Raw genomic sequence first — 24,548 nt, forward strand, 5'->3', positions numbered from 1 at the left:
TCCTTGTGTGGTCAGAAGGACTGCGGGCCGAAGCGGCCCCAGACGACGACTGCGGACAGCGCGAGCAGCGCCACGGGCACCGCGATCGTGCGTAGCTCGTGCCGGCGCAGGTGCACGATGACCGCGCCGATCATCAGCAGCACCAGGCCGGCGGCGGCCAGCGGCACCACGACCGGCGCGATGCCGACCGCGGCGGGCAGGATCAGCCCGATCGCGGCCAGCACCTCGAGGCCGCCGATGACCTTGATGGCGCCGCCGCTGAAGTCGGGAGTGGCGACTTTTTCCTTGGGCTGGATCAGTTTCATGACACCGCTGGCCAGGAAGGCCGCGGCCAGCAGGCCCGCGATGATCCACAACGTGAGGTTCATACCCGGTACGACGAGGCGGCGGCTCGTAGTGTGAGGTCGTCACATTCCGGCGCGCTGTTTCGTCGAAGTGGTGACGGCGAACCGAGGAGAATGCCATGGGCGCAGCGCAGCACCAGCCGGACCCGAGCTTGACCGTGGTGATGAGCGAGCGGCGGCAGCTGATCAACCTCGCGTACCGGCTGCTCGGGTCGCTGGTGGAGGCCGAGGACGTCGTGCAGGAGACGTACGCCCGCTGGTACGCCATGCCCGGGGAGCAGCGGGAAGCCATCGAAACCCCCGGCGCGTGGCTGACGAAGGTCGCCAGCCGGATCTGCCTCGACCTGCTCCGCTCGGCGCGGGCGCGGCGGGAACGCTATGTGGGCGAATGGATCCCGGAGCCGCTGCCCGAAGCCGTCGGCGGGACCGACGCCGCCGACCCCGCCGACCGGGTGACCCTCGACGAGTCGGTCAACATGGCGTTCCTGGTGGTGCTCGAATCGATGACCCCGGCCGAGCGCGTCGCGTTCATCCTGCACGACGTGTTCCGCTACTCGTTCGGTGAAGTGGCCGAGATCGTCGGCCGCACCCCCGCGGCCTGCCGGCAGCTGGCGTCCTCCGCCCGCCGCCGGCTGGCCTCGTCGCAGGCGCCCGCGACCCCGGTGGCACAGCAGGCCGCGATCGTCCGGGGCTTCAAGGAGGCGTGGCGGGCCCAGGACATCGGTGCCCTCATCGGCCTGCTCGACCCGGACGCCACGGCGATCGGCGACGGTGGCGGCCTGGTCAGCGCGGCCCCGCACCCGCTCGAAGGCCCCGAACAGGTCGCGCACTACTTCGCCGATCTCGCCCACAAGGCGGACGAGCTGATGGTCGAGCTGGCGATCGTGGAGCAGACCGTCAACGGTCAGCCGGGTCTGGTGGTGCGGCAGGCCGACGCCACCGTGGCGGTGCTGGCGTTCGACGTCGCGGGGGACCGCATCAGGCACATCTGGGCGGTGCGGAACCCCGAGAAGCTCCGCCCGTGGACGGCGTAATCCCTGGAGATCGGGCCCGGAGACGTTTCACGCGAACAGGTCGCTGCGCGCCGCCGCCAGTTTGATCAGGCCGCCGGCGTCCAGCATCTGCAGCAGGAACGGGTCGGCGGCCGCACCCGTACGGGTCGCGCCCGTGTTCTCGTTGCGGAAATCGCCGGTGGCGATGTCCACGGTGAGTACATCGCCGTCGCTCACCGCGTCCGTGACTCCGTCGAGGGCGAGCGCGGGCAGGCCGATCTCGAAACAGTTCCGGTAGAACGTGCGCGCGAACGTGTCCGCCACGACGCAGCCGATTCCGGTGGCCTGCAACGCTTTCGTCGCGATCGCCCGGCCCGAGGACTGGCCGAAGTGCCGCCCGGCCACCACGATGTCGCCCGGGCGCACCTCGGCCGGGAACGCGGGGTTCAGATCCTCCAGCACATGCTTGACGATCTCCGACATCGGCTCGAACACGTACTGCGATTTCACCAGCCGGTCGGTCGGGATGTTGTCCCCGAACTTCCAGCAGCGACCCGTGAACCTCATGCTCCCACCTCCGCGGTGAGCACGCCCGCGACCGCCGAGGCCGCGACCGTCGCCGCCGACGCCAGGTACATCTCCGCCTCCGGACTTCCGTTGCGGCCTGGGAAGTTCCGTGAATGTGTCGAGATCATCGCCTCACCCGGCGCCATCGCGCCCATGTTGATCGCCTGGTTCGAGCCGGTGCTCGGCGGGAACCACGTCGCGCCCGCCTCGTGCAGCGCCAGGACAAGACCCTCCTGCGCGGCCTCGGCGAACACCTCCCGGCTCGACGGCACGATGTTGAACCGCACCGAAGGATGCACCTTTCGCCCGCGCAGCACCGCGGCCGCGACCCGGATGTCCTCCAGCCGCCCGCCGCCGTGCCCGCCCAGTTCGGCCCAGCCGAACGGTTTCCCGGCCACTTCGCCCACCGCTTTCAGGTTGCCCACGGTCGGCGGGCACGCGACCTGCGGCACGACGTCGCCGACCTCGAACCGCAGCACCCGCGCCGGATCGCCGGTCTCGGCGGCTTCCGCGAACGTGCACTTGGCCCCGAGATCCACGCACAGCAAGGGAAACAGCCACCGGTCCCAGAACCCCAGCTGCTTCACGTACGGCCCGGTGAACTCGATCGACGCGTAGTTCAGCTCGCCCTCGCCGATCTGCCCGACCAGCCACAGCGCGATGTCACGCGGCGACGTGCCCGGCCGTGGTGTCCCGGCCAGCTCGATGCGCACCGTCTCCGGCACCTTGAACCACGCTTTTCCGTACGGCAGCACGGTTCCCGCGTGCGAGTCGTTGCCGAGCGCCACCGCGAGCGCGCCGGCCGTGCCGTGCACGGGGGTGTGGCTGTCCGAGCCGACCACGATCATGCCGGGCTCGACCAGCCCGCGCCGCACCAGCACGTGGTGGATGTTCCCGCTGCCGCAGTCGAACAGGTGAATTCCGTGCTTGTGCGCCCAGTCCCGGTTGAACTGCAGGACTTTCGCCTGCTGCTCGGTCGGCGGCGAGAAGTGGTGGTCGAACACCATCACGACGCGGTCCGGGTACTTCACCGTCGCGCCCGGCTGCTTGTCGAACACACCCGCGGTGAGATAGCCGGACAGGTCGTGCATGATCAGCCGGTCCACATCGGCGATCACGATCTCGCCGGGTTCCACAGTGGACTTCCCGCTCTTGGCGGCCAGGATCTTCTCGACCGTGTTCATCCGTCGACCTCCGCCGGGTGCGCGATACTGCCCCGGATCGCGGTCGCGGCCGCGGTGGCCGGGCTGCCCAGGTAGATCTTCGAGTCGTAACTTCCCATCCGCCCCTGGAAGTTCCGGTTCGCCGTGGAGAAGGTGGCCTCGCCGTCCGCCATCGCTCCGCCGTTGCCCGCGCACGCGCCGCAGCCCGGGTTGGTGAGCATCGCGCCGGCCTCGATCAGCGTGCTCACGATCCCGTCGGCGGCGGCCTTGGCCATCACCGACGCCGAAGCGGGCGTGACGATCAGCCGCACCCCGTCGGCAACACGGTGTCCCGCAAGGACTTTCGCCGCGATCGCGAGATCGTCGTACTTCGCGTTGGCGCACGAACCGATGAACACCTGGTTCACCTTCGTGCCGGCGACCTCGTCCACGCCGACCACGTTGTCCACCGTGTGCGGCACCGCGACCTGCGGCGTCAACGACGAACCGTCCACAGTGACCGTTCGCTGGTATTCGGCGTCCGGGTCGGGCAGCATCACCTCGTAGTCTCGTGCGCCGGCCGCGTCGAGATAGTCCACAGTGGTCTGATCGGGTGCGACGAACGCGTTCTTCGCACCCATTTCCATCGCGAGATTGCAGAACGTCATCCGCTCCGAGACCGACATCGCTTCCGTGAACGAACCGCCGAACTCGACCGAGCAGTACGTCGCGCCGTCCGCGCCGAGGTCGCCGATCAGCCGCAGCATCACGTCCTTCGGGTAGGTGCCGGCCGGAAGCCCGCCCTCGACCTGGACCCGGATGCTCTGCGGCACCTTCATCCACAGCTTGCCGGTGACCCACGCGGCGGTGATCTCACTGAACCCGACGCCGGTGCCGAACGCGCCCAGCGCGCCGTAGATCGTGGAATGCGAATCGGTGCCGATGATCAGCTGGCCCGGTTTGACGAGCCCGTTCTCCATCAGCACGATATGCGCGATCCCGGCGTTGACGTCGAAGAAGTGCTTTACGCCCATCTTCGCGGCGAACTCGCGGCACAGCTGGTGGTCCGCGGCGGTTTTCGCCGTTTGTGCGGGGGAGATGTGGTCCATCACCATCGCGATGCGGTCCACATCGTACAGTTCCTCGACGCCCATCTTCTCCAGCGTGCGGATGCAGCGCCAGCTCGCGGTGTGGCTCATGTACAGGTCGGGAAAGGCGTCGACGATCTGCCCGGGCTGCAGGTCGGTCTCGCCGGAGGCGCGTTCGAGTGCCTTCTGCGCGAACGTCTTCGCGGTCATGCGTTCCTCCGCATCAGATAGGGGATGAGCCCGCCGGCGGCCAGGATGTCCTTGATGCCCCGCGGGTACGGCGCGAAGTGAAAGCGCTTTCCGTCCACCTCGACGACCCCGGCGTCGGGATCGACCCAGACCGTGCTGTCCTCGCCGATCGCGGCCACCGCGTCCGGGCATTCCACCGCGATCAACCCGGTGTTGATGGCGTTGCGGAAGAACACCCGGGAGAACGAGACGGCCACGACCGCCTTGATACCCGCGCCGGTCAGGCAGCTCGCCGCCTGTTCGCGGGCGCTGCCACAGCCGAAGTTGCGCCCGGCCACCACGACATCGCTGCGCCGCAGGTGTTCCTGCACCTGGGGTCCGAGCGGTTCGAACGCGTGCGTGCCCAGTTCCGCCGGGTCGATGCTGACCAGGTAGCGGCCGGGGATGATCACGTCGGTGTTCACGTCGTCGCCGAACACGATCGGCGCGCCACCGGTCCTCGTCTCCGTCACGGGCTCGTCTCCTCCAGGAACCAGTCGGTCGGTACGACATGCCCGAGCTCCCGCTCCTCGGCCAGTTTCAGCGCGCGGGCGCACACCGCGGCGAACTGGATGCCCATGCCGGTGTTGTTCGCGAAGATCGTCACGTCGTCGCGGGCGGCGCGGGCGGGGGAGTCGTCGAGCAGGATGTCGCCCAGTTCTTTGATGTCCTCCCACTTCATCCGGCCGCGCTCGACGGGTCCGAGGATGTCGAACTGCTTGTCGTGGTGGACCTGTTCGCGGGAGAGCACGACGATCCGGTCCGCGCGGTCGAACGTCGCGTCGTCCAGCTCGCGCCGCGTCGCCGTGCCGTCGGGCGAGGTGATCGCGGTGACGTGCGTGCCGGGTTCGAGCCAGGCGCCATCGAAACACGGGTCCATCGCGGCGGTCGCGCAGGTGACGATCCCGCAGCCTTCGACCGCTTCCCGCGGGCTTTCCGCGGCGACGATCCGCCGGCCGGTGCGCTCGCTCCAGGTCTTGGCGAAGCTGATGCGGTGCTCGGGCGTAGGGCTGTAGACCCGGACCTCCTCGATCTTCGGACGCACCATCAGCAAACACTCCAGATGAGCCTCGGCCTGCCAGCCGGAACCGAACATTCCCGCCACCCGAACATCCTCATTGGACAGTTCGCGGATGCCGATCGCGGACGTCGCGCCCACCCGCATCTTCTGGATGAAGCTGTCGTGCAGGATGGCTAGCGGTTCCAGGGTTTCCATGCTGTACAAGGTGACCAGCCCGACGTACCGGCCGCCGGGTGCGGCCGGGATCAGGCGGCGCCGCTTGACCCCGCTGGCCAGCGTCTCGACCCCGGCGATGTCCGACGTGATGCGCAGCGCCCACACTCCACTTGAGACATTCCCGCCCTCCTGGGACTTGAAGCGGAACCGGAAACCGGGATGCCGCGGGTCCTCGACGGGGAAGTACGTGTGGTTGCGGGGCCGGTTCGCGCCCAGGCCCGAGGACAGCTCGCGATACGCGGTCTCCAGCGCGTCGATGGTCTCATCGGGCGTGAGCACCTTCTCGATGTCCGCATTGGACAGAATCCTCATGAGGTGAGGACCTCCTTTCCGGAATCCGTGACGAGCACGGTGTCGGCGGCGACGGCGCCGTCCCGTTCGATCGCGACCACAACGACCTCACCGGCACTCAGGACGCGGTCGGTGGGCTGGCCGACATACTCGCCGCCGGTGGACAGATCGACGTGATGCACCACGCGGGCGCCGGGAATCGAACCGGTTTTCACACCGTCGCCGACCGCGTCCACGGCTTTTTCGAGATCGGCGGCCAGCGACTCGTCGCGGGCCACGCGCAGCCAGTTGTTGCGGTACTGCCCGGTGATCTCGACCGACGTCGCCGTGGGCCGCACCAAGACATCGGTGAACCCGGCGTCGCGGACGATTTGCTCGACGTCAGAAACGTTGCCGGTGAAGGCGGCCTCGGCCAGCACCGCACCCGCCTGCCGCAGCAGGGTCTTCTCGGGCTCGGACGGCCGCAGGCGCAGCTGCCGGACGAGACCGTCGAGCGGCCGCACCACCCAGCCCGGGGCCGCGTGGGTGACTTCGTCGATCAGCGCCGTGGGCCACAGGCCCGCGTCGACGAGACCGAGCGTGCCGGGCTCCCGATCCGCGAGCAGGGCCGACACCAACGCGCCGAAAGCCTTGCCACTGCGCAGATCCGTGAGCGTGGACGTGCGGCGCATCCAGGTGTGCACCCGCGGCGACAGCTTCGTCAGCAGCGCGGGAGCACCATCGGCCGGGATCGCGAGCAGGCCCTCGTTCCAATAGATGCACAGGTTCGTCAGGTACGCGATGTCGTCGGACCGGTACACGTCGCCGTAGACGAGCGCGACCTCGATCCCGTCCGCGGTCAGCCGCTCGCGTACCCGGTCGATCCGTTGGTGCCATTCGTTTTCCGGGATCTCCGCGGGGTCGAGGACGACGAGACCTCGCTTCATCAGGCGTTCACCTCGCTGGTCTGGAAGAGCTTGCGCTCGGTTTCGACAAGGACCTCGCACCCGGTGGCGGTCACCCGCACCGGGTCGCCGAGCACGTGATAGCCCGCGATAGGCGTGAACGTGTTGGGGTGAATGATGAACACGGCGTTCTCCGGCAGCACCGTGTGGTTGCCCTCGATGATCGGCGTCTCGTCGAGATGCAGCCCGTGCCCGTGCCCGCGGACCCGGGTGTACTGGCTCGTGCAGTACTCGCCGTAGCCCTCGCTGCGGAAGACGTCGTTCTGCGCCACGGCCACCTCGTGCGCGGTGATCCCCGGTTTCACCACCGACATCCCGGCTTCGACGGCCTCGTTGAACAGGTCGAACGAGCGTTTCTGCGCGTCGCTGGCCTTGCCCACCACCGCGGACCGGCAGATCTGCAGCCAGTAGCCGTCCATCTGCGGGGTCAGCTCGGTGCGGACCATGTCGCCGTCTTCGAGCAGCCGCGCCGAGGGCGGGGTCATGCCGCGCACTTCGTCCTTTCCGGACGCGATGAGCATGAAATTGTCTTCCGCGCCAAGGCGTTTGATCTCGGCCTCGACGGCGGCGACGATCCGGTACTCGGGCAGGCCGGGTTCAAGGACGTCGACGAACGCCTGCCAGCCCGCGGCACACACCTGGGCGCTGCGCCGCATCCGCGCCAGTTCCCACTCGCTCTTCACCATCCGCGCGGCGTCCAGCAGCGCCGTGGCGGACACGATCTCCGCACCGGGCAAGGCTTCGCGGATCAGGTTCAGCAGCATCGACGGCAGCAGTTCGAGATGCGCCATGCCGATCCGCTTCGCCCCGCTGTCCCGCAACCGGTCCAGGTCGGGCGCGGTCATGTCCAGGAAGTGCGCGTCGGTGACCCAGCCGCGTTCGGTGATGGCCGCCGCATCCTGAGACCGCGTCGAGTACGCGCTCGGCTCGCCGGTCGCGGGCAGGGCCACGAAAGCCGCGCTGCCCGTCACCCGCGCGTCGGACAGGTAGCGCACGTTCTCGCGGCGCCAGCCCGGTCCGAACGCGAGCAGCAGGTCCAGCCCGCCCTCGGCCATGCCGTCGCGGACCTTGCGGTACCGCAGGTCCCGCTCTTCCAGGTCAGTCATTCATCCTCGATTCCACAGTGGCGGCTACCAAAGGCACAGAGTCCTGTGTGGACATTTCGGCGGCGATCTGCTCGACGCTCTTGCCACGCGTCTCGAGCGTCGCGATCACCCCGGCCAGCGCCGCGATTCCGGAGATGACGGCGAAGAACACGAAGAAGACGTACGAGGAAACGTGCCAGGACAGCACGAGCCCGATGGTGACCGGCATCAGCAGCCCGCCCACCTTCTGCCAGGCCGCGGCCCAGCCGAGCCCGGTGGCGCGGTTCGCCGTCGGGTACAGCTCACTGGCGTAGACGAACAGGGTGCTGCCCGCGATCCCGCTGCCGAAGAACGTCGCGAGCGCGCCCGTCACCACCACGGCCGAGGTGCCCGAGACCGCGCCCCACAGCAGGCACAGCAGCCCGCTGAGCAGGAACGCCGGTGCCAGCGCCCAGCGGCGGCCGACCCGGTTGACGAGCTGACCCGCGAACACCGCCCCGGCCACCCCGGCCGCGGTGATGATGCCGGTGTACGCGAAGCTCGACAACAGCCCGATACCACGCGACTTCAGCACGGTCGGCAACCAAGTGGACAGTCCATAAAGGAACGCACCGGCGCAGACCTCCATCACCCAGATCGACACGGTGTAGCGCAAGTACTTGCCGCGCAACAGATCCCGCACCGAGCCCGGACGGCCACCGTGCGCCACCGGCACCACCGGTGCGGATTCGGCCGGATACCGGGTGAGGCCTTCGACGATCTCGGCCGCCTTCTCGTGCTGCCCGCGACGTGCCAGGTACCGCACGGATTCCGGCAGTGTCAGCGCGACCAGGAGCGCGATCACGATGGGCAGCGAGCCGACGTAGAACATCGACCGCCAGCCCAGCGCCGGCACGATCCCGATCGCCACGGCCGAAGCCACCGGCAGTCCGATGAGCCAGGCCGCGGTCGCGAGCGTGACGAGCGGGCCGCGTCTGCGGGTGGGCACGAATTCGGTGATATACGGCAGAACTATCGCGATCTCGGCGCCCAGCCCGATGCCCTGGACGGTCCGGGCCGTGACGAGCACCGGGTAGCTCCAGGCGACCGCGGCGAGCAACGAGAACCCGCCGAAGATCAGGATCGCCACCGCGAGCGGGTAGCGCCGTCCAAAGTGGTCGGAGATGATCCCGGCCACCGCGGCGCCGACGAGCATGCCCGCGAACAGCGCGGAGCTGAGCGCCCCGGCTTGGCCGCTGGTGAGCGCGAACGCCGCGATCACCCCGGGCAGCACGAAACCGGTGAGGTTGATGGTGAATCCGTCGAAGAAGTGTCCCGCGAGCGCGGTCAGGTAGATCCGGGTGTGCCGCGGGGTGAAGGGGGAGTGGTCCAGACGATGCAGCAGCTGCGCGTCCGTCCCAGGGGTACTGGCCATGGGTGGTGACACCTCTCTGTGCACGACCACCCCTCGCCGTCATTCGTCGAGCCGGCTCTCCGTTTCGGTGTAGAGCCGCTGCATGACGGTGAGGAGATCTGCTCTGATCTGCTCGTTCAGCCCGGCGGTGAGCTCCGCGCTGAACTTCTCCAGTGCCAGGCGGCCCGTTTCCTGGGCCACGCGCCCGGCCGCGGTCAGGGCCAGCGCCATCGTGCGCCGGTCCGCCGCCTCCGTCTCACGGGTCAGCAGTCCCTGCTTGACCAGCTTGTTGACGCTTTCGGACATGGCGGGCGGGTTGCGATGCGCGAGGCGGCACAACGCGCTCAGCGACGTGTGCCCGGCATCGACCCGGGTCAGGATCCGGTACTGCCGGATCGTGAGGGGCACGTCGAGCCCGGCGAGGATCTCCGTCTGCAGACGGGTGAGCCGGCCCGCGAAGGACAACATCATCTCGCCCAGTGGCTGGGCGGCCGGGCTGCCCGGCGCCGCGGGACGTTCCTGCTCACTCACTTCGCTCACCAGAACTTTCGGTGCCCGAAACATTGACGAGCCCGAAGTTACCTCCGTACCGTGGCCGTGGGCAAGAGAGACATTTGACTCGCCGGAAGTGCTTGCCTGGCAGGGGAAAGGACGCCGATGCGCCTGGCGAAGACCCGCGACGGCTGGTGCGTGCTCGACGGCAACCGCGCCGGCGCGCTCCCGGCGGGCACCACCCTCGGCTCGTTGCTTGCCCTGCCCGCCGCCGAGTTCACCGCAAGCCTCGCCGCCGTGCCGCTGGCCGAGGCCCCGCCCCCGGCCCTGCTCGCACCGGTCGACGACGACACCGAGGTGTGGGCCGCGGGCGTGACGTACGAGGTGTCCCGCGAGGCGCGCATGCACGAGAGCGCCGACGCGGACATCTACGCCCGGGTTTATCAGGCCGAACGGCCCGAACTGTTCTTCAAGAGCATCGGCTGGCGGGTCGCCGGGCCGGGGGCCCCGATCGGCGTCCGTGCGGACTCGGCGTGGGACGTGCCCGAGCCCGAACTGGGCATCGTGTGCAACGCGGAAGGCGCCATCGTCGGCTACACGATCGTCAACGACGTCAGCTCACGCAGCATCGAAGGCGAGAACCCGCTGTACCTGCCGCAGGCCAAGATCTTCCGCGGCGCGTGCGCGGCCGGCCCGTGGATCGTGCCCGCGAGCGAGATCAAGGACCCGTACGCGCTGGGCATCTCGGTGCGCATCCGGCGCGACGGCGACGTGTTGTGGTCGGGCGAGACCAGCACGGCCCGGCTGCACCGCAAACTCGACGAGCTGGCGGCATACCTGTTCCGTGGCGAGGTGTACCCGCGCGGGGCCGTCCTCGCGACCGGCACGTCGGCCGTCCCGGGCGATGAGATCACGCTGCGCACGGGCGACGAGGTCGCGATCGAGGTCGACCAGGTGGGGCTGCTCGAAAATCCGGTGGGCTGAGTGTCGATTCCGGGTGCCCCCGTTCGACGTGCCGGTATGAGGAAACTACTGGTCACCACTTTCCTGTCCTTGGACGGCGTCATGCAGGCCCCGGGCGGGCCCGGCGAGGACGACGACGGCGGCTTCCCGCACGGCGGCTGGTCGGCGCCGTTCATGAACGAGCGGCTCATCGATCTGATGACCGGCCTGACCAACCGGGCGGGCGCGCTGCTGATCGGCCGCCGGACCTACGACATCTTCGCCGGCGCGTGGCCGCTCGCCGCTGCCGACGACCCCATCGGCGCGAAGCTCAACAGCATGCCCAAGTACGTCGCGTCGCGGACCCTCGAGAAGGTGTCGTGGGAGAATTCGACGCTGCTGCAAGGAGATGTCGCCGAGGCGGTCGCCGGGCTGAAGCGATCCGAAGGCGGCGAGATCCAGGTGCACGGCAGCGGCGACCTGATCCAGACGCTGCTGCGGCACGATCTCGTCGACGAGTTCCACCTGCTCGTCTTCCCCGTGGTGCTGGGCACCGGCAAGCGACTGTTCGGCGCGGGCGCCAGGCCCGCCGGCTTCCGCACCGGCGCCGTCACCGCGGTCGACAACGGCGTGGTGATCACCTCCTACGTCCGGGAGGGCACTGTGAGGTATGGCGCGCTGGGCCCGGAAACCGGGAACTGGTAAGGGGTTCGGTGGCCGCCCGCAGGTTACTGTCCTTTTCGGACTGTCCGGATCCCGTCGAAGACGATCTCGATGAGTCGCCGGCCCTGTGCGATACCGCTCGTGTCCGGGCTGACCCGCCATAGGAAACCCATCAGCAGCAGCACATCGCCGGGGTCGAGGCCCGCTCGCACGCTGCCGTCCGCGACGCACGCGTCCAGCAACCGGGTCACCGCCCCGACGACAGGGGCGTACGTCTCGTTGATCGCGTCCTGGATGGCGGCGTTGTGCAGCGCGTCGCCGAGGCCGTGCTTGAGCCGGATGTAGTCCGCGGCCCGCTCGAACCAGGTGACGAACGCGTCGAGGGGCCGCTGCGTCGCGAGCACCTCGTCGACGGAATCCACGAGCCTCTGCACATCGTGCCGGTAGACGGCGAGGATGAGGGCCTCGCGGGTGGGGAAGTGGCGGTACAGCGTGCCCGCGCCGACCCCCGCGCGCTTCGCGATCTCGTTCATCGAGACCGTCTGCGACTCGGCGAAAAGGTCGTGCGCCACCTCGAGGATCGTGGTGCGGTTGCGCGCCGCCGCGGCGCGCTGGGTCACGTACGTCTCGCGAGACTTGTCGTCGGTACTCATCGCCTCATCGGGTTCCGTCGGTTGACTCACGGACAGCTCTCCGCTAGTTTCGGAACTTGCGGAGAGTTCTCCGTCAATCCACTTTATCAGGGGGCCTGCACCTCATGGAACACGCCGACCAGCGAGTCCTCGTCACCGGGGGCACCGGGTACCTCGCCGGATGGATCATCGCCGGGCTCCTCCGGCGCGGCTACCGGGTGCGGGCGACCGTCCGGTCCACCGCCCGCGAGCAGGCGGTCCGCGACGCGGTCTCGACGGTCGTGGACCCGGGGGACCGGCTCGGCTTCGCCGTCGCGGACCTCACCGCCGACGCCGGGTGGGACGCCGCCGTCGCGGGATGCGCGTACGTGGTGCATCCCGCGTCACCGCTCGGGATGGAGAACCCGGCCGACCCGGACGAGCTGATCATCCCGGCGCGCGACGGCGCTCTCCGCGTGCTCCGCGCGGCGACCGCGGCCGGCGTCGAACGTGTGGTCCTGACCTCCGCGGCCAACGCGGCGAGCCCGGTTTCCTATGCGTCGGACGGAATCACCGACGAAACGTTGTGGACGGCCGACGATCCTTCGCTGCCCGCGTACCGGCGCTCGAAGACGATCGCCGAGCGGGCGGCGTGGGATTTCATGGCCGCCCAGCAAGGCCCGGCCACGTTGACGACCGTGCTGCCGGGTGCCGTGTTCGGCCCGATCCTGAGCAGCGCCAACCTCGGCTCGGTGGACATCATCCGCCGGATGCTGCGCGGAAAGATGCCCGGCGTGCCGCGGATCGGGCTCGAAGTCGTCGACGTGCGCGACATCGCCGACCTCCACATCCGCGCCATGACCGCGCCCGAGGCCGCCGGAGAGCGCTTTCTCGGCACCGGCGAGTTCATCTGGATGCGCGACATCGCGGCGGCGCTGAGGGCCGGGCTCGGCGACGCCGCCGCGAAGGTGCCGGCGAGGCAGCTGCCCGATTTCGTGGTCCGGCTGGCGGCGTTGCGGGATCACTCGCTGCGCGCGGTCATGCCGGGATTGGGCCGCCGCAACCGGCACAGCACGGGCAAGGCGCGCAAGATGCTGGACTGGCAGCCGCGCCCGGCCGCCGAAACCGTGGTCGGCTGCGGGCGCAGCCTCATCGAGTGGGGCGTGGTCTGAATGGCCGCCCGGGGAAGGCCCGATGGCACGTAGGTGAATCACCGGACAGGGTCCCGCCAGGCTGGTTGACGACGTTCCCGGGCGCGGGAGAGGTTGGCTTCCATGTCACGCTGGGAGCGCCGCGCCTTCATCCGGCGCCAACGAATCGCCGCCGCCCGCCGCGCCAAGGCCTATGGGCTCGCCGCAGCTTCGCTCGCGCTGGTCCCGTTCGTCGGCGCCGGCGGCCCGCCGATGCCGGCGTCCTACCGCGAGCTGCCACCTCAGTCCATAGTGGACAGTGGATCGGTCGGGGTGGACGGGCAGGCCCAGCCGGACACCTCGTTGAGCCCGGACGTGCTGGCCGCGGCCGGCAACCCGCTGATGCTCATGCAGCAGCTGAACCTCCCGGCGGACATCCCGATCACCCCGATGGGCGCGCCGGTCACCGGCATGCTGGGCATTCCGGCGACCGCGCTGGCCGCGTACCAGAACGCGGAGAAGCTGCTCGCCCGGTCGAACCCCGGTTGCCATCTCAGCTGGTCCCTGCTCGCGAGCATCGGGCGGATCGAGTCCAGCCACGCCCGCGGCGGGCGGCTCGACCAGCATGGCGGCACGGTGACCCCGATCCTCGGCCCGGTGCTGAACGGGGCCGGCGCGTTCGCGGCGATCGCGGACACCGACGGCGGTGCCCTCGACGGCGACCCGGTCTGGGACCGCGCGGTCGGTCCGATGCAGTTCATCCCGTCGACGTGGCGCAAGTGGGCGTCGGACGGCAACGGCGACGGCGTGGCCAGCCCGCACAACATCTACGACGAGGCGCTGGCCGCCGGGCGGTACCTGTGCGCGGGCGGCGGCGACCTGCGCGATCCACAGCAACGGGCGCAGGCCGTTTTCCGTTACAACCCCTCGGACTCCTACGTCCGGACAGTGCTGCTGTGGGCGGACGCCTACGAGCGCGGCGCCGTGCCCGTCGCGGACGGGAGCGGCCCGCTGTTCGTCGTCACCGCGGTACCCGACATCGCCGCGGCCGCGGCCCAGCTGGCCGCCGTCGTGCTGCCGCCACCGCCGGGACCGGGGGTGCTGCCGCCGCCCGGCGCGATCACCCTGCCGGGGCGGGTCACCGACCCGGGCGGCACGACCCCGCCCGGCTCCGGGCCCGCGGGACCGACCGTGCCCAGTTCGCCCTCGTCGACCAGCGCGACCACGACCAGTTCGTCCACAGTGGACTCGACGACGAGCGAGCCGCCGGTCAGCACGGAGCCGTCCACGACGACCGAGCCGCCCGCGTCGTCCACCACCGAGCCGCCGCCCGCCGAAACGACGGGCGCGACCGACCCGGCCACCACCGAAGCTCCCGCTTCGGCGTAGCCGGGTCGTTCGCCGGCAGGATCTTTCCTCCTAGTCCGGTAGCATGCCGGTTAATGCCCGGCGGGCGCGCGCGGCGTGATTCCGCGTCGCGCCGCGCCGGGCGAGATCGTTCACGAGTCGATTCGGTATTTGGTCCGCCAGTCCGAGATCTTGCCGTTTTCGCTGTATGCCGTCGCGGTTCCGACAGCTGATACGAAGCGGTCGAATGCTCTTCTGGCTTCGATTCTCCGGCCGTACGGATGACTCGCCGTGGCGATCGCGCCGGTGTCGTCGTGGATCACCCAGCGCCACTGGATCCCGCTGTGGTGCTTGAACTCCACCCGGGTCCGGTCGATGTTCCCGCACAACCACTTGATGGCGGCGAGGCACTCGGCGACGTCGGCATAATCGATCGCCCCCACGCCGAGGGAAACGTTGTTCGCGCCGAGCAGCCGCCACCGGGTGGCGTCCGACTGCCCGCTGATCAGTTGAAATCTCGGTAACCTGCTCATGCCGTCCCACCCGGCATCAGGAAACCGTCAAGAACCGCTCGCTGATTGCTGAGGTCTCTCTTCATTTGTGCTTCCCCACAGGCCGCCGGTCGCGCGGCCACTCGGTATCCGGTGAATAACCGTCATCCCCCCATGGGGAAATCGCGTGCGGCGAGTGTGAAAGTTACTGCCAGAGGTGAAGGCGCGACGGCTGTCGGGTGAACAGCAGACCTCACGCCCTCCCGCTACTCCGAACGGCGGCGGTATAAATATCGGTTGCTGTCTTCAGTGGACAGTGGGGGGTTTGCCCGGAAGCGCGATGTCTCCGTATGCTGTTACCCGACGTAACAGTTACTCGGGGTAGCACTGGCTGAAGGAGCTGTTCATGCCCATCCCCACGGATCTGAGCCGGCTGATCCGCGACCTTCGGGTGCGGGCGGGCGGGCTGGCCGAACGCGCCCGGACCGAGACCAGCGAGCAGCTGGCCCGGTTCTCCGGGCGCGGCGCCGCCTGGGTCGACGAGGCCGGAGACCTGCTGGCCGAGCGCGCGGCCACGGCCGGGGCGCGGTTCACCGAGGCGGCGGCGGAGCGCGGCGCCCGGCTGTCCACCGGTGTCGCCGCGACCGTCGACCGGTGGAGCGGGAACCTGGCGAACCGCATGGTGCACCTGGGCGAAGAGCTCAGCCGGCCCCGCGACTGACCGTCGGCGCCAGGAGCCACGGGGCTCAGGTCTCGGGCGGTTTTCTGGCTCCGACCGAGGCCTCCCGCAATGCTGTCGGATACGCGGCGGTCCGTAGCCACTGGACGTCGCCGTCCTCGCGCGGCCGCCCGAGGTCATCGACGAACGTGACCCGGACGGGCCGGCGGTCATCGGCCGTCACGCGCTCCTGGGTCGGGCCCGCCGGGTGGGGAACGTGGTCGTCTCCCCATTGCTGGAGAGCGGCGAGCACCAGCCGGAGACTCAGCCCCATGGCGGTGGCGTGATAGCTCGCGCGCGTCCGGGATCCCCGCTCCTGGTACTCGCGTCGCTCCAGAATGCCGGCCTGTACCAGCGAATTCAGCCGGTCGGCGAGGATATTCGGGCCGATGCGGAGGATCTTGCCGAAATCGGCGAACCGCGTCTCACCCTCGATGAGGACCTCGCGGAGGATGAGGAACGTCCATTTCTCCCCGACCAGGTCCAGGGCGCGCTGGATGGAGCAGAAATGGTCGTCGCTCAACTGCTGCGTCACCCGGCGTTCCGGAACAGTCCGTCGCTGTACTTCTCGACAGGTCCGGACAACAGTGCGCGGACGTCGCGGCTCGGCTGGTCGGCGAAGACCTCCGTGGCGCCGGACTCCAACCCGTCGTAAATCGCGTCGACGATCGAGACCGGGTCCGCCTTCGGCACCTCGAGTGCCGCGGTGAACGGCGTGTCGACGAAGCTCAGGTAAGCCCCGACGACCTGTGTTCCCTGCTCGGCGAATTCGAGCCGGAGCGAATTGGTCACCGACCAGAAGGCGGATTTCGAGGAGTAGTAGGCGCCGGGCCCGGGCACCCAGCTCATCACCGACAGCACGTCGATCAGGGCGCCACCGCCCGCCGCCCGCAGGGTCGGCGCATAGGCCTTGGCGACCGCGATGGGCCCGAAAACGTTGGTTTCGTAGGCGGCGCGCACCTCACTGAGCTCGGACTCGAGGAGGGACATCGGTCCCAGAACCCCGGCATTGTTGACGACAACGGTCACGTCGCCGGATGCCGCCGCCGCGCGGGCGACGGACGCCCCGTCGGCAACGTCGAGCTCCAGCGGGACGACGCGCGAATCGTCCCAGGTGCGCGGCGTTCGAGCGGAGGCGTAGACCTTCGCCGCCCCCCGGGCGAGCGCGCGCGAGACGAACTCGCTCCCGAGCCCGCCGTTCGAACCGGTCACCAGGACTACTGCTCCATCAAGCGATGTCACTTGGGGTACTGCTCCTCCGTGTAGCCGAGCTTGGCCCGGCGCCGTTCATCTGACTATTAAAATAGTAGCCAGATGAGGCGACGTCGTCCAGTCGGCCCGTCGAGTCCGGCTCCCGGCGCTAGGAGGTCTGGCTGCGTTCGAGCGCCTGACCGAAGATCTTGATGCCGAGTTCGAGGTCCTCGCTGGAGGGCGGCAGGAAGCCGAGCCGGAGGTAGCGCGCCGCGCCGGGATCCGAGCTGAACACCTCGCCGGGACGGACGCTGATGCCCCGTTCCAGGCAGTTCTGCTGCAACTGGTCGCAATCGATGTTGTCGGCGAGCCTGATCCAGAAGAAGATGCCGCCCTCGGGATCGGTGAAATCCAGCCACTGCGAGCAGTAGCGGCGCAAGGCGGCGGACGCGGCGTCGCGCTTTTCCCGATTGTGGGCGATCACGTTCTCGAGATGCGTCTCGAAAGCGCCGCTGCTCACGAACTCCTCCAGGACGCGAGCGTTCCACTGGCTGACGCCGAGGTCTTGCCGCACCGCCCCGAGCGCCTCGATGGCCGGTGGCGATCCCGTGATCCAGCCCATGCGCAGACCGGGCGCGATCACTTTGCTGAAGCTGTCCGACTGCAGGACGATGCCGTGGGTGTCCAGGCTGAGCAGTGACGGAACGGGTTCACCGCTGTAGCGCAACGAGTAGTAGCAGTTGTCCTCGATCACCAGGACCCCGCGCTCGGCGGCCAGTTCGAGGAGGGCTTTGCGCCGGTCCAGCGGAAGGACGCGTCCGGTCGGCACCTGGAACGTCGGAATGGTGTAGATGATCTTGGGTTTGACGCCACGTGCGGCGAACTCGTCCAGCCGCGCCTCGACTTCGCTCACGAGCAAACCGTGTTCGTCCATCGCGGCACGGGCGATCTCGGCGCCGTCCGCCCGGAAATAGTCGGTGGCGAACGGAAAGGTCAGTGCCTCGGCGACGACCCCGTCGCCAGGATCCAGGAAAGCCTTGGCGGCCAGCGAAATCGCCTGGGCCGAGCCGTTGGTCAGCATCAGTTGCTCGGTGGAGAACGGCCGCCCTTCGCGCTTCTCCAGCCACGCGGCCACGGCTTCACGCAGACTCAGGGTGCCGTACTTCATGTCGGTCCGATTGCCGTCGGAGTAACCGCAGAGCAGCGGGCCGTACTTTCGCTGAGCGGCCAGCGTCGCCTCGTTCAGCGCTTCGACCGGGAACGCGTCGGGCGACGGGGCACCCTGCTCGAACTGAAAGCGCACCGGAACCGTCGGACTCGGGAAGTACCCCGGTTGGGGATTTCGCGCGCTTTCGGAGAGCAACTCACTGACCAGGCCGGCCGACATCGGGCTTCCTTCCTGTCCGGGATCTGTTACGTGGGTGATCAGCCGTGCAGCGCCAAACCGGGCGTATCGGTCTGCGAGACGAGCACTTCACCCGTTTTGGAAGCCGTGACGTACAGCGTTCCGAGGGAGGGGCCGCCGAAGCACAGGTTGGTGGGCTGGGAGCCCTCGGGAAGCTGAATGCGCTCCACGAACGCGCCATCGGGGGAGTAGACCTGCACCGAGTGATCGACCGTCGCCGCGACCCACACGTTGCCCGCCGCGTCCACCGCGATCCCGTCGGGCCAGCCCGCTTCGAGGGTGACGAACTTCTCGAGCGGCCCGAGCGTCCCGTCGGCGGAGACGGTGCCGTGTACCAGGTAATGCGGCGCGCCGGTCGAGACGAGGTACAGCTTCTCGCCGTCGGGGGCGAAGGCGAGTCCGTTGATGAACGGCAGGCCCTCGTGCAGGAGCCGCAGGTCGGAACCGTCGCGCCGCACGGAGTAGAGGCGCCCGGGAGGCTGGCCTTCCGGCTGGGCCGGCTTACCCTGGGCACGGCTGTCCGTGAAGTAGAGGCGGCCGTCGCGGCCGAAGCAGAGGTCGTTCGGCGCGTCCATTCCGCGCACCAGATGGTCCACCCGGTCGCCGCGGATGATCTGGATCCCGGCTTCGGTGCCGGGTTTGCCGCCCCAGATACCGCCGTTCTGCGCCACGTAGATCGTGCCGTCGTGGTCCACCGTGAGGCCGTTGGCGCCGCCGCCGACCTCGATCCGCTCCAGCACGGTCCCGCCGGGGTCGAGGTGGAAGACGGCGCCTTCGGAGATCGAGCTGATCCACAGGGTGCCGTCGGGTGCCCAGACCGGGCCTTCGGCGAACCCAAAGCCCTGGGCGAGTGCGGTGAACCTCAACGGTGGCTCCTTTGCCGTCGCGACGTGCAACAGGCAAATCATACAACTATTTCACGGCGGGTCCATGTCCTTCGCCGGGAGTGGCGGTGAGCAGGCCGTAGTGGCCGTCGTAGCGGCGATAGAGCACGCTGCCTCGGCCGGTGGCGGTGTCCCGGAAGAACCGGTAGGGCATCTCGGTCGTGTCCAGCCGTCCGGCGGCCTGGCCTGGGGTGAGCCGCGGGATGTCGTGGACGTTGATGGTCCAGGGCATCGACGCGGGCGGGGCCGGGGGTCGCAGCCCGGACAGCCGGGCCAGCCGGTACCCGGTCGGGCCGATCCGGTGGACCATGCTGTCCTGGCCGGTGTCCGCGTCGACGAAGAGGTGGAAGTCGTAGTCCATGACGTCCATGACCAGCGCGGCCTCGTCGGGCCGGCAGCGGGCGAGCGGGTAGCACTTGCGGCGCACGATCCGGCGTTGCGCGGGCTTGATCTCCACCGCGGGCGGGCCGCTGCGGCGACGGTCGGCATCCGGCCACGAGCGCGGCACGACCGGGTGGGCCAGCCTGGTCAGGTGGCCGGACAGGCGGGCGCGGAGTAGCACGGCGGCCTCCCGGAAGAACGCCGCGGCCACTTGCGCCCGGACGGGCCGCCCGTCGACGGTCAGGTTGACCTGTGCGAGCGCGGGCCGCGCGGTGGACGTCTGCCGCAACGTGGTGAGTCGCATCCGCACCGCCTCGACCTCACCGGTCAGCCGGCGCGCGAAGGATCCGATGGACCGCTGCACGTAATCGCGCGCACCGTCGAGCACCTCGCCTGCGGTCTGCACCGCGACCTCGCCATTCACCACGTAACCCGCCCTCACCTGCAGTTGCAGAGTTGCGAAACTCTCGATTCGACGGGCCAGTTTTGTCGGGCTCGTCCGCGGCGGGCTAGGGCAGAAGGTCCTTTTCGATCATGAGACGGTCATCAAGCGGCCGGAATGGACTGGTTCGACCTGAACACGTTGTGCGGGTCGGCCTTCGCCTTGACCGCGCGCAGTTTCGTAAGCGTGTCCTTGCCGTAGTACATGAGCCCCCAGTACTTCGGGTCGCTGCTCTCGCCGGGCAGGTCGTCGTCGAGGTAGTTGACGAAGCAGCCGTCCGTGGACGTCCCGCTCACATCGCGGTTCGCGGCCGCCGGAAGGCCGCCTTCGTCGCGATAGACCGTGCCGTACGCGTGCCGTATCCAGGACAGGTGCCGATCGTCGTCGGCCGGATCGGACCAGTACATCAGGTACTGCAGCTTCAACGCCGAATCGCGATGCGGCTCGGCCGTCGCGTCCCGTGACACCCGGTTGACGTTCGCGCCGTACGTGCTGAGCACGGCCTGCGCGCCGTCCGCTCCGGTGCCGGCCGCCCAGAACGTGTCGACCAGGCCGCAGATCTGGCTGCCCGACAGCCAGCGGTGGTAGGCCGACTTGTGCTTGCGGCGGCTCGTGCCGCCCTCTCCCAGCTGTTGCGTGGCGCTGAGCCAGGACATCGGTTTTGCCGTGTCCGCTTGGTTTTCGTAACCGGGCACGACCTGCCGGAGGAATTCCTTCAGGACGTGCCGGGCCGCGGCGGTGTCGTCCGGCGTGTCGATCGCGACCTGGGTCTGGATCCGCAGCGCCAGGGCGGAAGCGGACAGGCGCGGGCGGAGCGACAGCTGCGTGAACAGGTTTTCGGTGCCGTCACCGGTTTTGTTCTTGTGCGCCACGCACCATTTGCTGTACTCCGCGAGAATCGAGGCCAGTTTCGCCTTCGCGGCGTTTTCGGTGGCGCCGAGCTGGGACCAGTTGATCGTCAGGATGTGCAGGAACACCTGCCCCGGCGCTTTCGGCAGCATTCGTTCCGGTGGGGCGTACTCGTCGACGCCCGGCGTGCGCAGCAGATACCGGGTCACCACACCGAAATTCCCGCCGCCACCGCCGGTGTGCGCCCAGAACAGCTTGCCGTCGTCGCCGCCCGAGTCGCGCGTGACGAAGCGGACCGAGCCGTCCGCCAGCACCAGTTCGACGCCGTGCAGATGGTCCACGGTGAGCCCGTATTTCCGGGACAGCAGGCCGTATCCACCGCCCTGGATGTGGCCGCCGGCGGCGACCGTGCCGCACACCCCACCGGGAAGTGTGATCCCCCAACGTTGTTGTGCCGTCCGATAGAACTCGCCCAGGCTGGTGCCGGCGCCGACGATGATGCCGCCTTGCAGGTGGTCGACCTGGGTGAGCGGGGCGACGTCGACGACCGCCCGCACCGCGTCGTTGTACACGTGGTTCTCGTAGCAGTGGCCGCCCGCGCGGACGGTGAACCGCTTGCCCGCGTCGACCAGCGCCTTCACCACCTGCGCGACTTGACCCGTGTCCTCCGGGAGATAGATCGCCTCGACGTGGTTCCCGACCCAGCGCTGGTTGATGCCCCGGATCAGTCCGGAGTATTCGGCTGCGCCAGGGCTGATCGTGCGGACCCCGCGTATGGCCGGCGCGGCGCGGTTCAGCAGGACCGGCGCGGCCATGGCGGGCCGGGTGGAACCGGCCGCAGCGAGGGCCGCGGCACCGGCCACCAGGACGCGCCGACGGTTCGGCGTCGCTTTTTCGGGCATGGGAATCCCCTTTTCCGTCAATGAGTTTCGCCCCGGATGCCGATGATATGAGCCGGTCCGGCGGGAAAGTCAAAGGCGCCCGCCGCAGTCATCACATCAGGCGCTACCCGGCCAGGTCCGTGCGTCCACACGATTGTCGGAACGCATTGTTCCGCACTCTCCGATTCGCGGTCCGGGACGTAATCTCGCCGCAGGAAGAAGCTATTCGATGAGAGGGAATACTCATGAATTCACTGCGTCGCGCCATTGTCGTCGGTGTTGCTTCCGCCGCCCTGGGCGGGGCGGCGGCGCTGTTCGCGTCGACCGCCTCCGCGGCACCGGCGCCAGCACCGCTCGCCGGTCTGACGGACGCTCCGAAGACGGTTCAATCCGTGCTCGAGCCGGCACAGCACCTCACCTTGAAGGGCCTGGTGCCGAACGTGGTGCAGAAACCGATCCTGCCTGCTGTCGGGCTTCGCTGAGCATGGCTGGGCTTCTCGGGAAAGGCTTGTCGGCGCTGCTGGCCGGCCTGGCAGGCGTGACGTTGGTGGCGGCCCCGGCTGCCGCGGCTGCGGTCGTGCGCGATGGGTCCACTTCGGACAAGGCGGCAGCGTCGTGCTGGGAGATCAAGCAGCGCACTCCGTCCAGTAAGGACGGTGTCTACTGGTTGCAGACGCCGCGTCTCGTTGCCCCGCAGCAGTTCTACTGCGACATGACCACGGACGGCGGCGGCTGGGTACTCGTCGGGCGGGGACGGGAGGGCTGGAACTTTTACCACAACGGCCAGGGCTCGGCGAAGAACCTGCGGGAGAACCCGTCCGGGCCGGCCGCGTTCGCGCCCGCCACGCTGCCCGCCGAGACCATCAACGGCCTGCTCGACGGCAGCCGCCCGGGTCAGCTCCCGGACGGTGTCCGGGTGCGGCGGGCGGCGAACATCCAGGGCACCCGCTGGCAGGAGATCCGCTACCGGCTGGCCAGTGCGGCCGACTGGACCTGGGCGTTCGACGGCGGTATCCGGCTCAACCGGGTCACGGTCAACGGAAAAGCCTACGCGGCCCAGAACACCCAGAACTGGAATGCCCCGCGAAACAACGGCGGGCTGCGGATCTTCACCAACGACTGGGTGGGCCACAACCGGAAGATGGGGTTCTCGTACGGCAAGACCGTGGTGGGCCGCAACAACCCGAACAGCTACCTGTGGCAGTGGAAGAACGAGGGGCACGCGATCCCGTTCGCGCAGGTGTTCATCCGGCCGAAGATCACCAGCCCGTCCTTCCCCGCCGTGCCGGACTCGGGCAGTGCCGCGTCCACGGTGCGGCCGTTGATGAAGAACGTCACCGAGCCGACACCGTGGGGTGTCACGGGGATCAAGGGCGGTTTCGTCGGCGGCAAGTATGACGAGCGGAACATGGAGGTCGAGGACTTCGCGTTCATCGGCGACACCGTGTATGTCGGCGGCAAGTTCCAGTACGTCCAAAAAGGACCCAATCCGGGGCCCGGTGAGAAGGTCGAGCAGTCCTATCTCGCCGCGTTCGATGTGAACACCGGCGAATGGCGGCCTGCGTTCCGTCCCGTGCTCGATGGAATGGTCTACTCGCTGTCCGCCGGGCCGGACGGGAAACTGCTCGTCGGCGGTCATTTCACGAACGTCAACGGCAAGCCGGACACCCGATCGCTGGCCAAACTCGACGCGAACACCGGCGAGGTCGACACCAGCTGGACCACCCATGTCACCAACGGCACGGACATCTCGAACGTGCGCTCGATGGACCAGCAGGACGGCTGGCTCTACCTCGGCGGCAACTTCAACCGCATCACCGGCGGGAAGACCACGACGCCGATCACGCTGAAGAACGGCGCACGGGTCAGCCTCGCGGACGGTACGCCGGACCCGGCGTGGAAACCGCATATCGACGGGCCCGTGTACGAGCTCGACGCCAGCGAGCACGGGGACCGCGTCTATTTCGTCGGCCGGTTCAGCCACGTCAATGGCACGGCCACGGCCCCGGAAGCGGCCGTTTCCACTGCGCCGGGCGCACCGCTGGCCGGCGTGAAACCGATGGTGGGCAACGAGAAGAAGATCCTGTACCAGCAGACCGTCACCGAAGCCGGGGACAAGGTGTGGCTCGGCGGCACCCAGCACCTGTTCGGCCTCTACGACCGCGGCGACTTCGGTTACCGGAACTCCACCGTCACCAGGCATGGTGGTGACTTCCAGGCGTCGACGGTGATCAACGGGGTCGCTTACGGTGCCTGCCACTGCCTGAAGTTCCAGTACCGCTTCGGCGACGGGGCGCGGCCGACGATCCTCGGCAAGGCCCCGGCGAGCGCGAGCGACGTCAACAAGATCGATTTCGTCGGCGCGTGGGACGCGGAGACCGGGCAGGAGTTGCCGCAGTTCTACATTCCGGGCTTGTGGGGCCGGAACAACATGGGCCCGTGGGCGCTGCGCGGGGACAAGAACGGCTGCCTGTGGTTCGGCGGCGACTTCATCCGCGGTCCGTGGGTGGGCACCGGGTACCAGTGGCTCGGCGGGTTCGGCAAGGTGTGCGGCCGCGACACGATCGCGCCCTCGGCGCCGTTGGGCCTGTCCGCCCGGCAGGAGGCCGACGGTGTGCACCTGCACTGGAACAAGGCCACCGACAACAGCGGCAGCCCGGTGTACGAGGTCGTGCGTGACGACCGGGTGATCGCGACGGTCGGCGGCAGCAATTTCACCGCCCCGGCCGGCGCTGCCAAGTACTGGGTCCGCGCTGTCGACGCGACCGGTAACCGCTCGGCGTCCACCCCGGCGACCGTCGCCGGCTGAT

The 24,548-nt window shown here is 68.9% G+C and carries 26 protein-coding genes; 8 read left to right on the forward strand and 18 right to left on the reverse strand.

What is annotated here, in order from left to right:
- Positions 1 to 11 precede the first annotated feature (11 nt).
- Positions 12 to 368, reverse strand: coding sequence for a DoxX family protein (locus LOZ83_RS31590; protein ID WP_236795406.1), 357 nt, complete (start codon positions 366 to 368; stop codon positions 12 to 14).
- A 95-nt stretch (positions 369 to 463) separates the two neighbouring features.
- Between LOZ83_RS31590 and sigJ the strand changes: the two genes are divergently transcribed.
- Positions 464 to 1,378 (forward strand): RNA polymerase sigma factor SigJ, encoded by a 915-nt coding sequence (sigJ, locus tag LOZ83_RS31595; protein WP_236795407.1) that lies wholly within the window; start codon positions 464 to 466, stop codon positions 1,376 to 1,378.
- A 27-nt stretch (positions 1,379 to 1,405) separates the two neighbouring features.
- On the opposite strand, the gene LOZ83_RS31600 is transcribed toward sigJ, so the two are convergent.
- Genes LOZ83_RS31600 through LOZ83_RS31640 form a run of 9 tightly spaced genes read right to left on the reverse strand, consistent with a single transcriptional unit; the run spans position 1,406 to position 9,842 of the window.
- On the reverse strand, positions 1,406 to 1,903 hold the full coding sequence (locus LOZ83_RS31600) for a 3-isopropylmalate dehydratase (protein ID WP_236795408.1): 498 nt from the start codon (positions 1,901 to 1,903) through the stop codon (positions 1,406 to 1,408).
- Positions 1,900 to 3,087: an aconitase family protein gene (locus LOZ83_RS31605; protein WP_236795409.1), complete on the reverse strand. Its 1,188-nt coding sequence runs from the start codon at positions 3,085 to 3,087 to the stop codon at positions 1,900 to 1,902. Before LOZ83_RS31605 ends, LOZ83_RS31600 begins: the two co-directional genes overlap by 4 nt.
- The gene (locus LOZ83_RS31610; RefSeq protein WP_236795410.1) at positions 3,084 to 4,343 is read right to left on the reverse strand and encodes an aconitase/3-isopropylmalate dehydratase large subunit family protein; all 1,260 of its coding nucleotides are present in this window, start codon (positions 4,341 to 4,343) and stop codon (positions 3,084 to 3,086) included. The genes LOZ83_RS31605 and LOZ83_RS31610 overlap by 4 nt, the downstream gene beginning before the upstream one ends.
- Positions 4,340 to 4,834 carry a 3-isopropylmalate dehydratase gene (locus tag LOZ83_RS31615; protein WP_236795411.1) on the reverse strand — a complete coding sequence of 165 codons (495 nt, stop codon included), beginning with the start codon at positions 4,832 to 4,834 and terminating at the stop codon, positions 4,340 to 4,342. The genes LOZ83_RS31610 and LOZ83_RS31615 overlap by 4 nt, the downstream gene beginning before the upstream one ends.
- A complete protein-coding gene (locus tag LOZ83_RS31620; RefSeq protein ID WP_236795412.1) occupies positions 4,831 to 5,910 on the reverse strand; it encodes an ornithine cyclodeaminase family protein in 1,080 nt (359 codons plus the stop codon). Before LOZ83_RS31620 ends, LOZ83_RS31615 begins: the two co-directional genes overlap by 4 nt.
- Entirely contained in the window at positions 5,907 to 6,815 is a 909-nt protein-coding gene (locus LOZ83_RS31625) for an aminopeptidase P family N-terminal domain-containing protein (RefSeq protein WP_236795413.1), read from the reverse strand. The genes LOZ83_RS31620 and LOZ83_RS31625 overlap by 4 nt, the downstream gene beginning before the upstream one ends.
- Positions 6,815 to 7,939: a Xaa-Pro peptidase family protein gene (locus tag LOZ83_RS31630; RefSeq protein ID WP_236795414.1), complete on the reverse strand. Its 1,125-nt coding sequence runs from the start codon at positions 7,937 to 7,939 to the stop codon at positions 6,815 to 6,817. The genes LOZ83_RS31625 and LOZ83_RS31630 overlap by 1 nt, the downstream gene beginning before the upstream one ends.
- On the reverse strand, positions 7,932 to 9,332 hold the full coding sequence (locus tag LOZ83_RS31635; RefSeq protein ID WP_236795415.1) for an MFS transporter: 1,401 nt from the start codon (positions 9,330 to 9,332) through the stop codon (positions 7,932 to 7,934). The genes LOZ83_RS31630 and LOZ83_RS31635 overlap by 8 nt, the downstream gene beginning before the upstream one ends.
- A 39-nt stretch (positions 9,333 to 9,371) precedes the next feature.
- Positions 9,372 to 9,842 (reverse strand): MarR family winged helix-turn-helix transcriptional regulator, encoded by a 471-nt coding sequence (locus LOZ83_RS31640; protein WP_236795416.1) that lies wholly within the window; start codon positions 9,840 to 9,842, stop codon positions 9,372 to 9,374.
- Positions 9,843 to 9,968: 126 nt separating this feature from the next.
- On the opposite strand from LOZ83_RS31640, the gene LOZ83_RS31645 reads away from it, so the two are divergent.
- Complete coding sequence (locus LOZ83_RS31645) at positions 9,969 to 10,787, forward strand: fumarylacetoacetate hydrolase family protein (protein ID WP_236795417.1); 819 nt, start codon at positions 9,969 to 9,971, stop codon at positions 10,785 to 10,787.
- A gap of 36 nt (positions 10,788 to 10,823) precedes the next feature.
- Positions 10,824 to 11,450, forward strand: a complete 627-nt coding sequence (locus LOZ83_RS31650; protein WP_236795418.1) for a dihydrofolate reductase family protein — start codon at positions 10,824 to 10,826, stop codon at positions 11,448 to 11,450.
- A 23-nt stretch (positions 11,451 to 11,473) separates the two neighbouring features.
- On the opposite strand, the gene LOZ83_RS31655 is transcribed toward LOZ83_RS31650, so the two are convergent.
- Positions 11,474 to 12,061 carry a TetR/AcrR family transcriptional regulator gene (locus LOZ83_RS31655; protein WP_236795419.1) on the reverse strand — a complete coding sequence of 196 codons (588 nt, stop codon included), beginning with the start codon at positions 12,059 to 12,061 and terminating at the stop codon, positions 11,474 to 11,476.
- Between the two features lie 104 nt (positions 12,062 to 12,165).
- Between LOZ83_RS31655 and LOZ83_RS31660 the strand changes: the two genes are divergently transcribed.
- Positions 12,166 to 13,191, forward strand: coding sequence for an NAD-dependent epimerase/dehydratase family protein (locus tag LOZ83_RS31660; protein WP_236795420.1), 1,026 nt, complete (start codon positions 12,166 to 12,168; stop codon positions 13,189 to 13,191).
- A 102-nt stretch (positions 13,192 to 13,293) separates the two neighbouring features.
- A complete protein-coding gene (locus LOZ83_RS31665) occupies positions 13,294 to 14,538 on the forward strand; it encodes a lytic transglycosylase domain-containing protein (protein ID WP_236795421.1) in 1,245 nt (414 codons plus the stop codon).
- Positions 14,539 to 14,648: 110 nt separating this feature from the next.
- Here LOZ83_RS31665 and LOZ83_RS31670 read toward each other — a convergent pair whose 3' ends face one another.
- A complete protein-coding gene (locus tag LOZ83_RS31670) occupies positions 14,649 to 15,029 on the reverse strand; it encodes a DUF1508 domain-containing protein (RefSeq protein ID WP_236795422.1) in 381 nt (126 codons plus the stop codon).
- 364 nt (positions 15,030 to 15,393) lie between these two features.
- Here LOZ83_RS31670 and LOZ83_RS31675 point away from each other — a divergent pair, with 364 nt between their 5' ends.
- Positions 15,394 to 15,708: a hypothetical protein gene (locus tag LOZ83_RS31675; RefSeq protein WP_236795423.1), complete on the forward strand. Its 315-nt coding sequence runs from the start codon at positions 15,394 to 15,396 to the stop codon at positions 15,706 to 15,708.
- A gap of 25 nt (positions 15,709 to 15,733) precedes the next feature.
- Here the strand turns inward: LOZ83_RS31675 and LOZ83_RS31680 are convergent, their stop codons facing one another.
- The 6 genes from LOZ83_RS31680 to LOZ83_RS31705 form a co-directional block, all read right to left on the reverse strand.
- Positions 15,734 to 16,240 carry a helix-turn-helix domain-containing protein gene (locus LOZ83_RS31680; protein WP_236795424.1) on the reverse strand — a complete coding sequence of 169 codons (507 nt, stop codon included), beginning with the start codon at positions 16,238 to 16,240 and terminating at the stop codon, positions 15,734 to 15,736.
- Positions 16,237 to 16,947 carry an SDR family oxidoreductase gene (locus tag LOZ83_RS31685; RefSeq protein WP_308190349.1) on the reverse strand — a complete coding sequence of 237 codons (711 nt, stop codon included), beginning with the start codon at positions 16,945 to 16,947 and terminating at the stop codon, positions 16,237 to 16,239. The genes LOZ83_RS31680 and LOZ83_RS31685 overlap by 4 nt, the downstream gene beginning before the upstream one ends.
- A gap of 118 nt (positions 16,948 to 17,065) precedes the next feature.
- A complete protein-coding gene (locus tag LOZ83_RS31690; protein ID WP_236795426.1) occupies positions 17,066 to 18,283 on the reverse strand; it encodes a PLP-dependent aminotransferase family protein in 1,218 nt (405 codons plus the stop codon).
- Between the two features lie 38 nt (positions 18,284 to 18,321).
- Entirely contained in the window at positions 18,322 to 19,167 is an 846-nt protein-coding gene (locus tag LOZ83_RS31695; protein ID WP_236795427.1) for an SMP-30/gluconolactonase/LRE family protein, read from the reverse strand.
- 46 nt (positions 19,168 to 19,213) lie between these two features.
- Positions 19,214 to 19,993, reverse strand: coding sequence for a sigma 54 modulation/S30EA ribosomal C-terminal domain-containing protein (locus LOZ83_RS31700; RefSeq protein WP_236795428.1), 780 nt, complete (start codon positions 19,991 to 19,993; stop codon positions 19,214 to 19,216).
- Positions 19,994 to 20,112: 119 nt separating this feature from the next.
- Positions 20,113 to 21,759, reverse strand: a complete 1,647-nt coding sequence (locus LOZ83_RS31705; RefSeq protein ID WP_236795429.1) for an FAD-binding protein — start codon at positions 21,757 to 21,759, stop codon at positions 20,113 to 20,115.
- A 224-nt stretch (positions 21,760 to 21,983) separates the two neighbouring features.
- On the opposite strand from LOZ83_RS31705, the gene LOZ83_RS31710 reads away from it, so the two are divergent.
- A complete protein-coding gene (locus LOZ83_RS31710; RefSeq protein ID WP_236795430.1) occupies positions 21,984 to 22,220 on the forward strand; it encodes a hypothetical protein in 237 nt (78 codons plus the stop codon).
- 2 nt (positions 22,221 to 22,222) lie between these two features.
- Complete coding sequence (locus tag LOZ83_RS31715) at positions 22,223 to 24,547, forward strand: fibrinogen-like YCDxxxxGGGW domain-containing protein (protein ID WP_236795431.1); 2,325 nt, start codon at positions 22,223 to 22,225, stop codon at positions 24,545 to 24,547.
- Position 24,548 lies beyond the last annotated feature (1 nt).

Source organism: Amycolatopsis sp. GM8 (assembly GCF_021653975.1).
Classification (GTDB): Bacteria; Actinomycetota; Actinomycetes; order Mycobacteriales; family Pseudonocardiaceae; genus Amycolatopsis_E.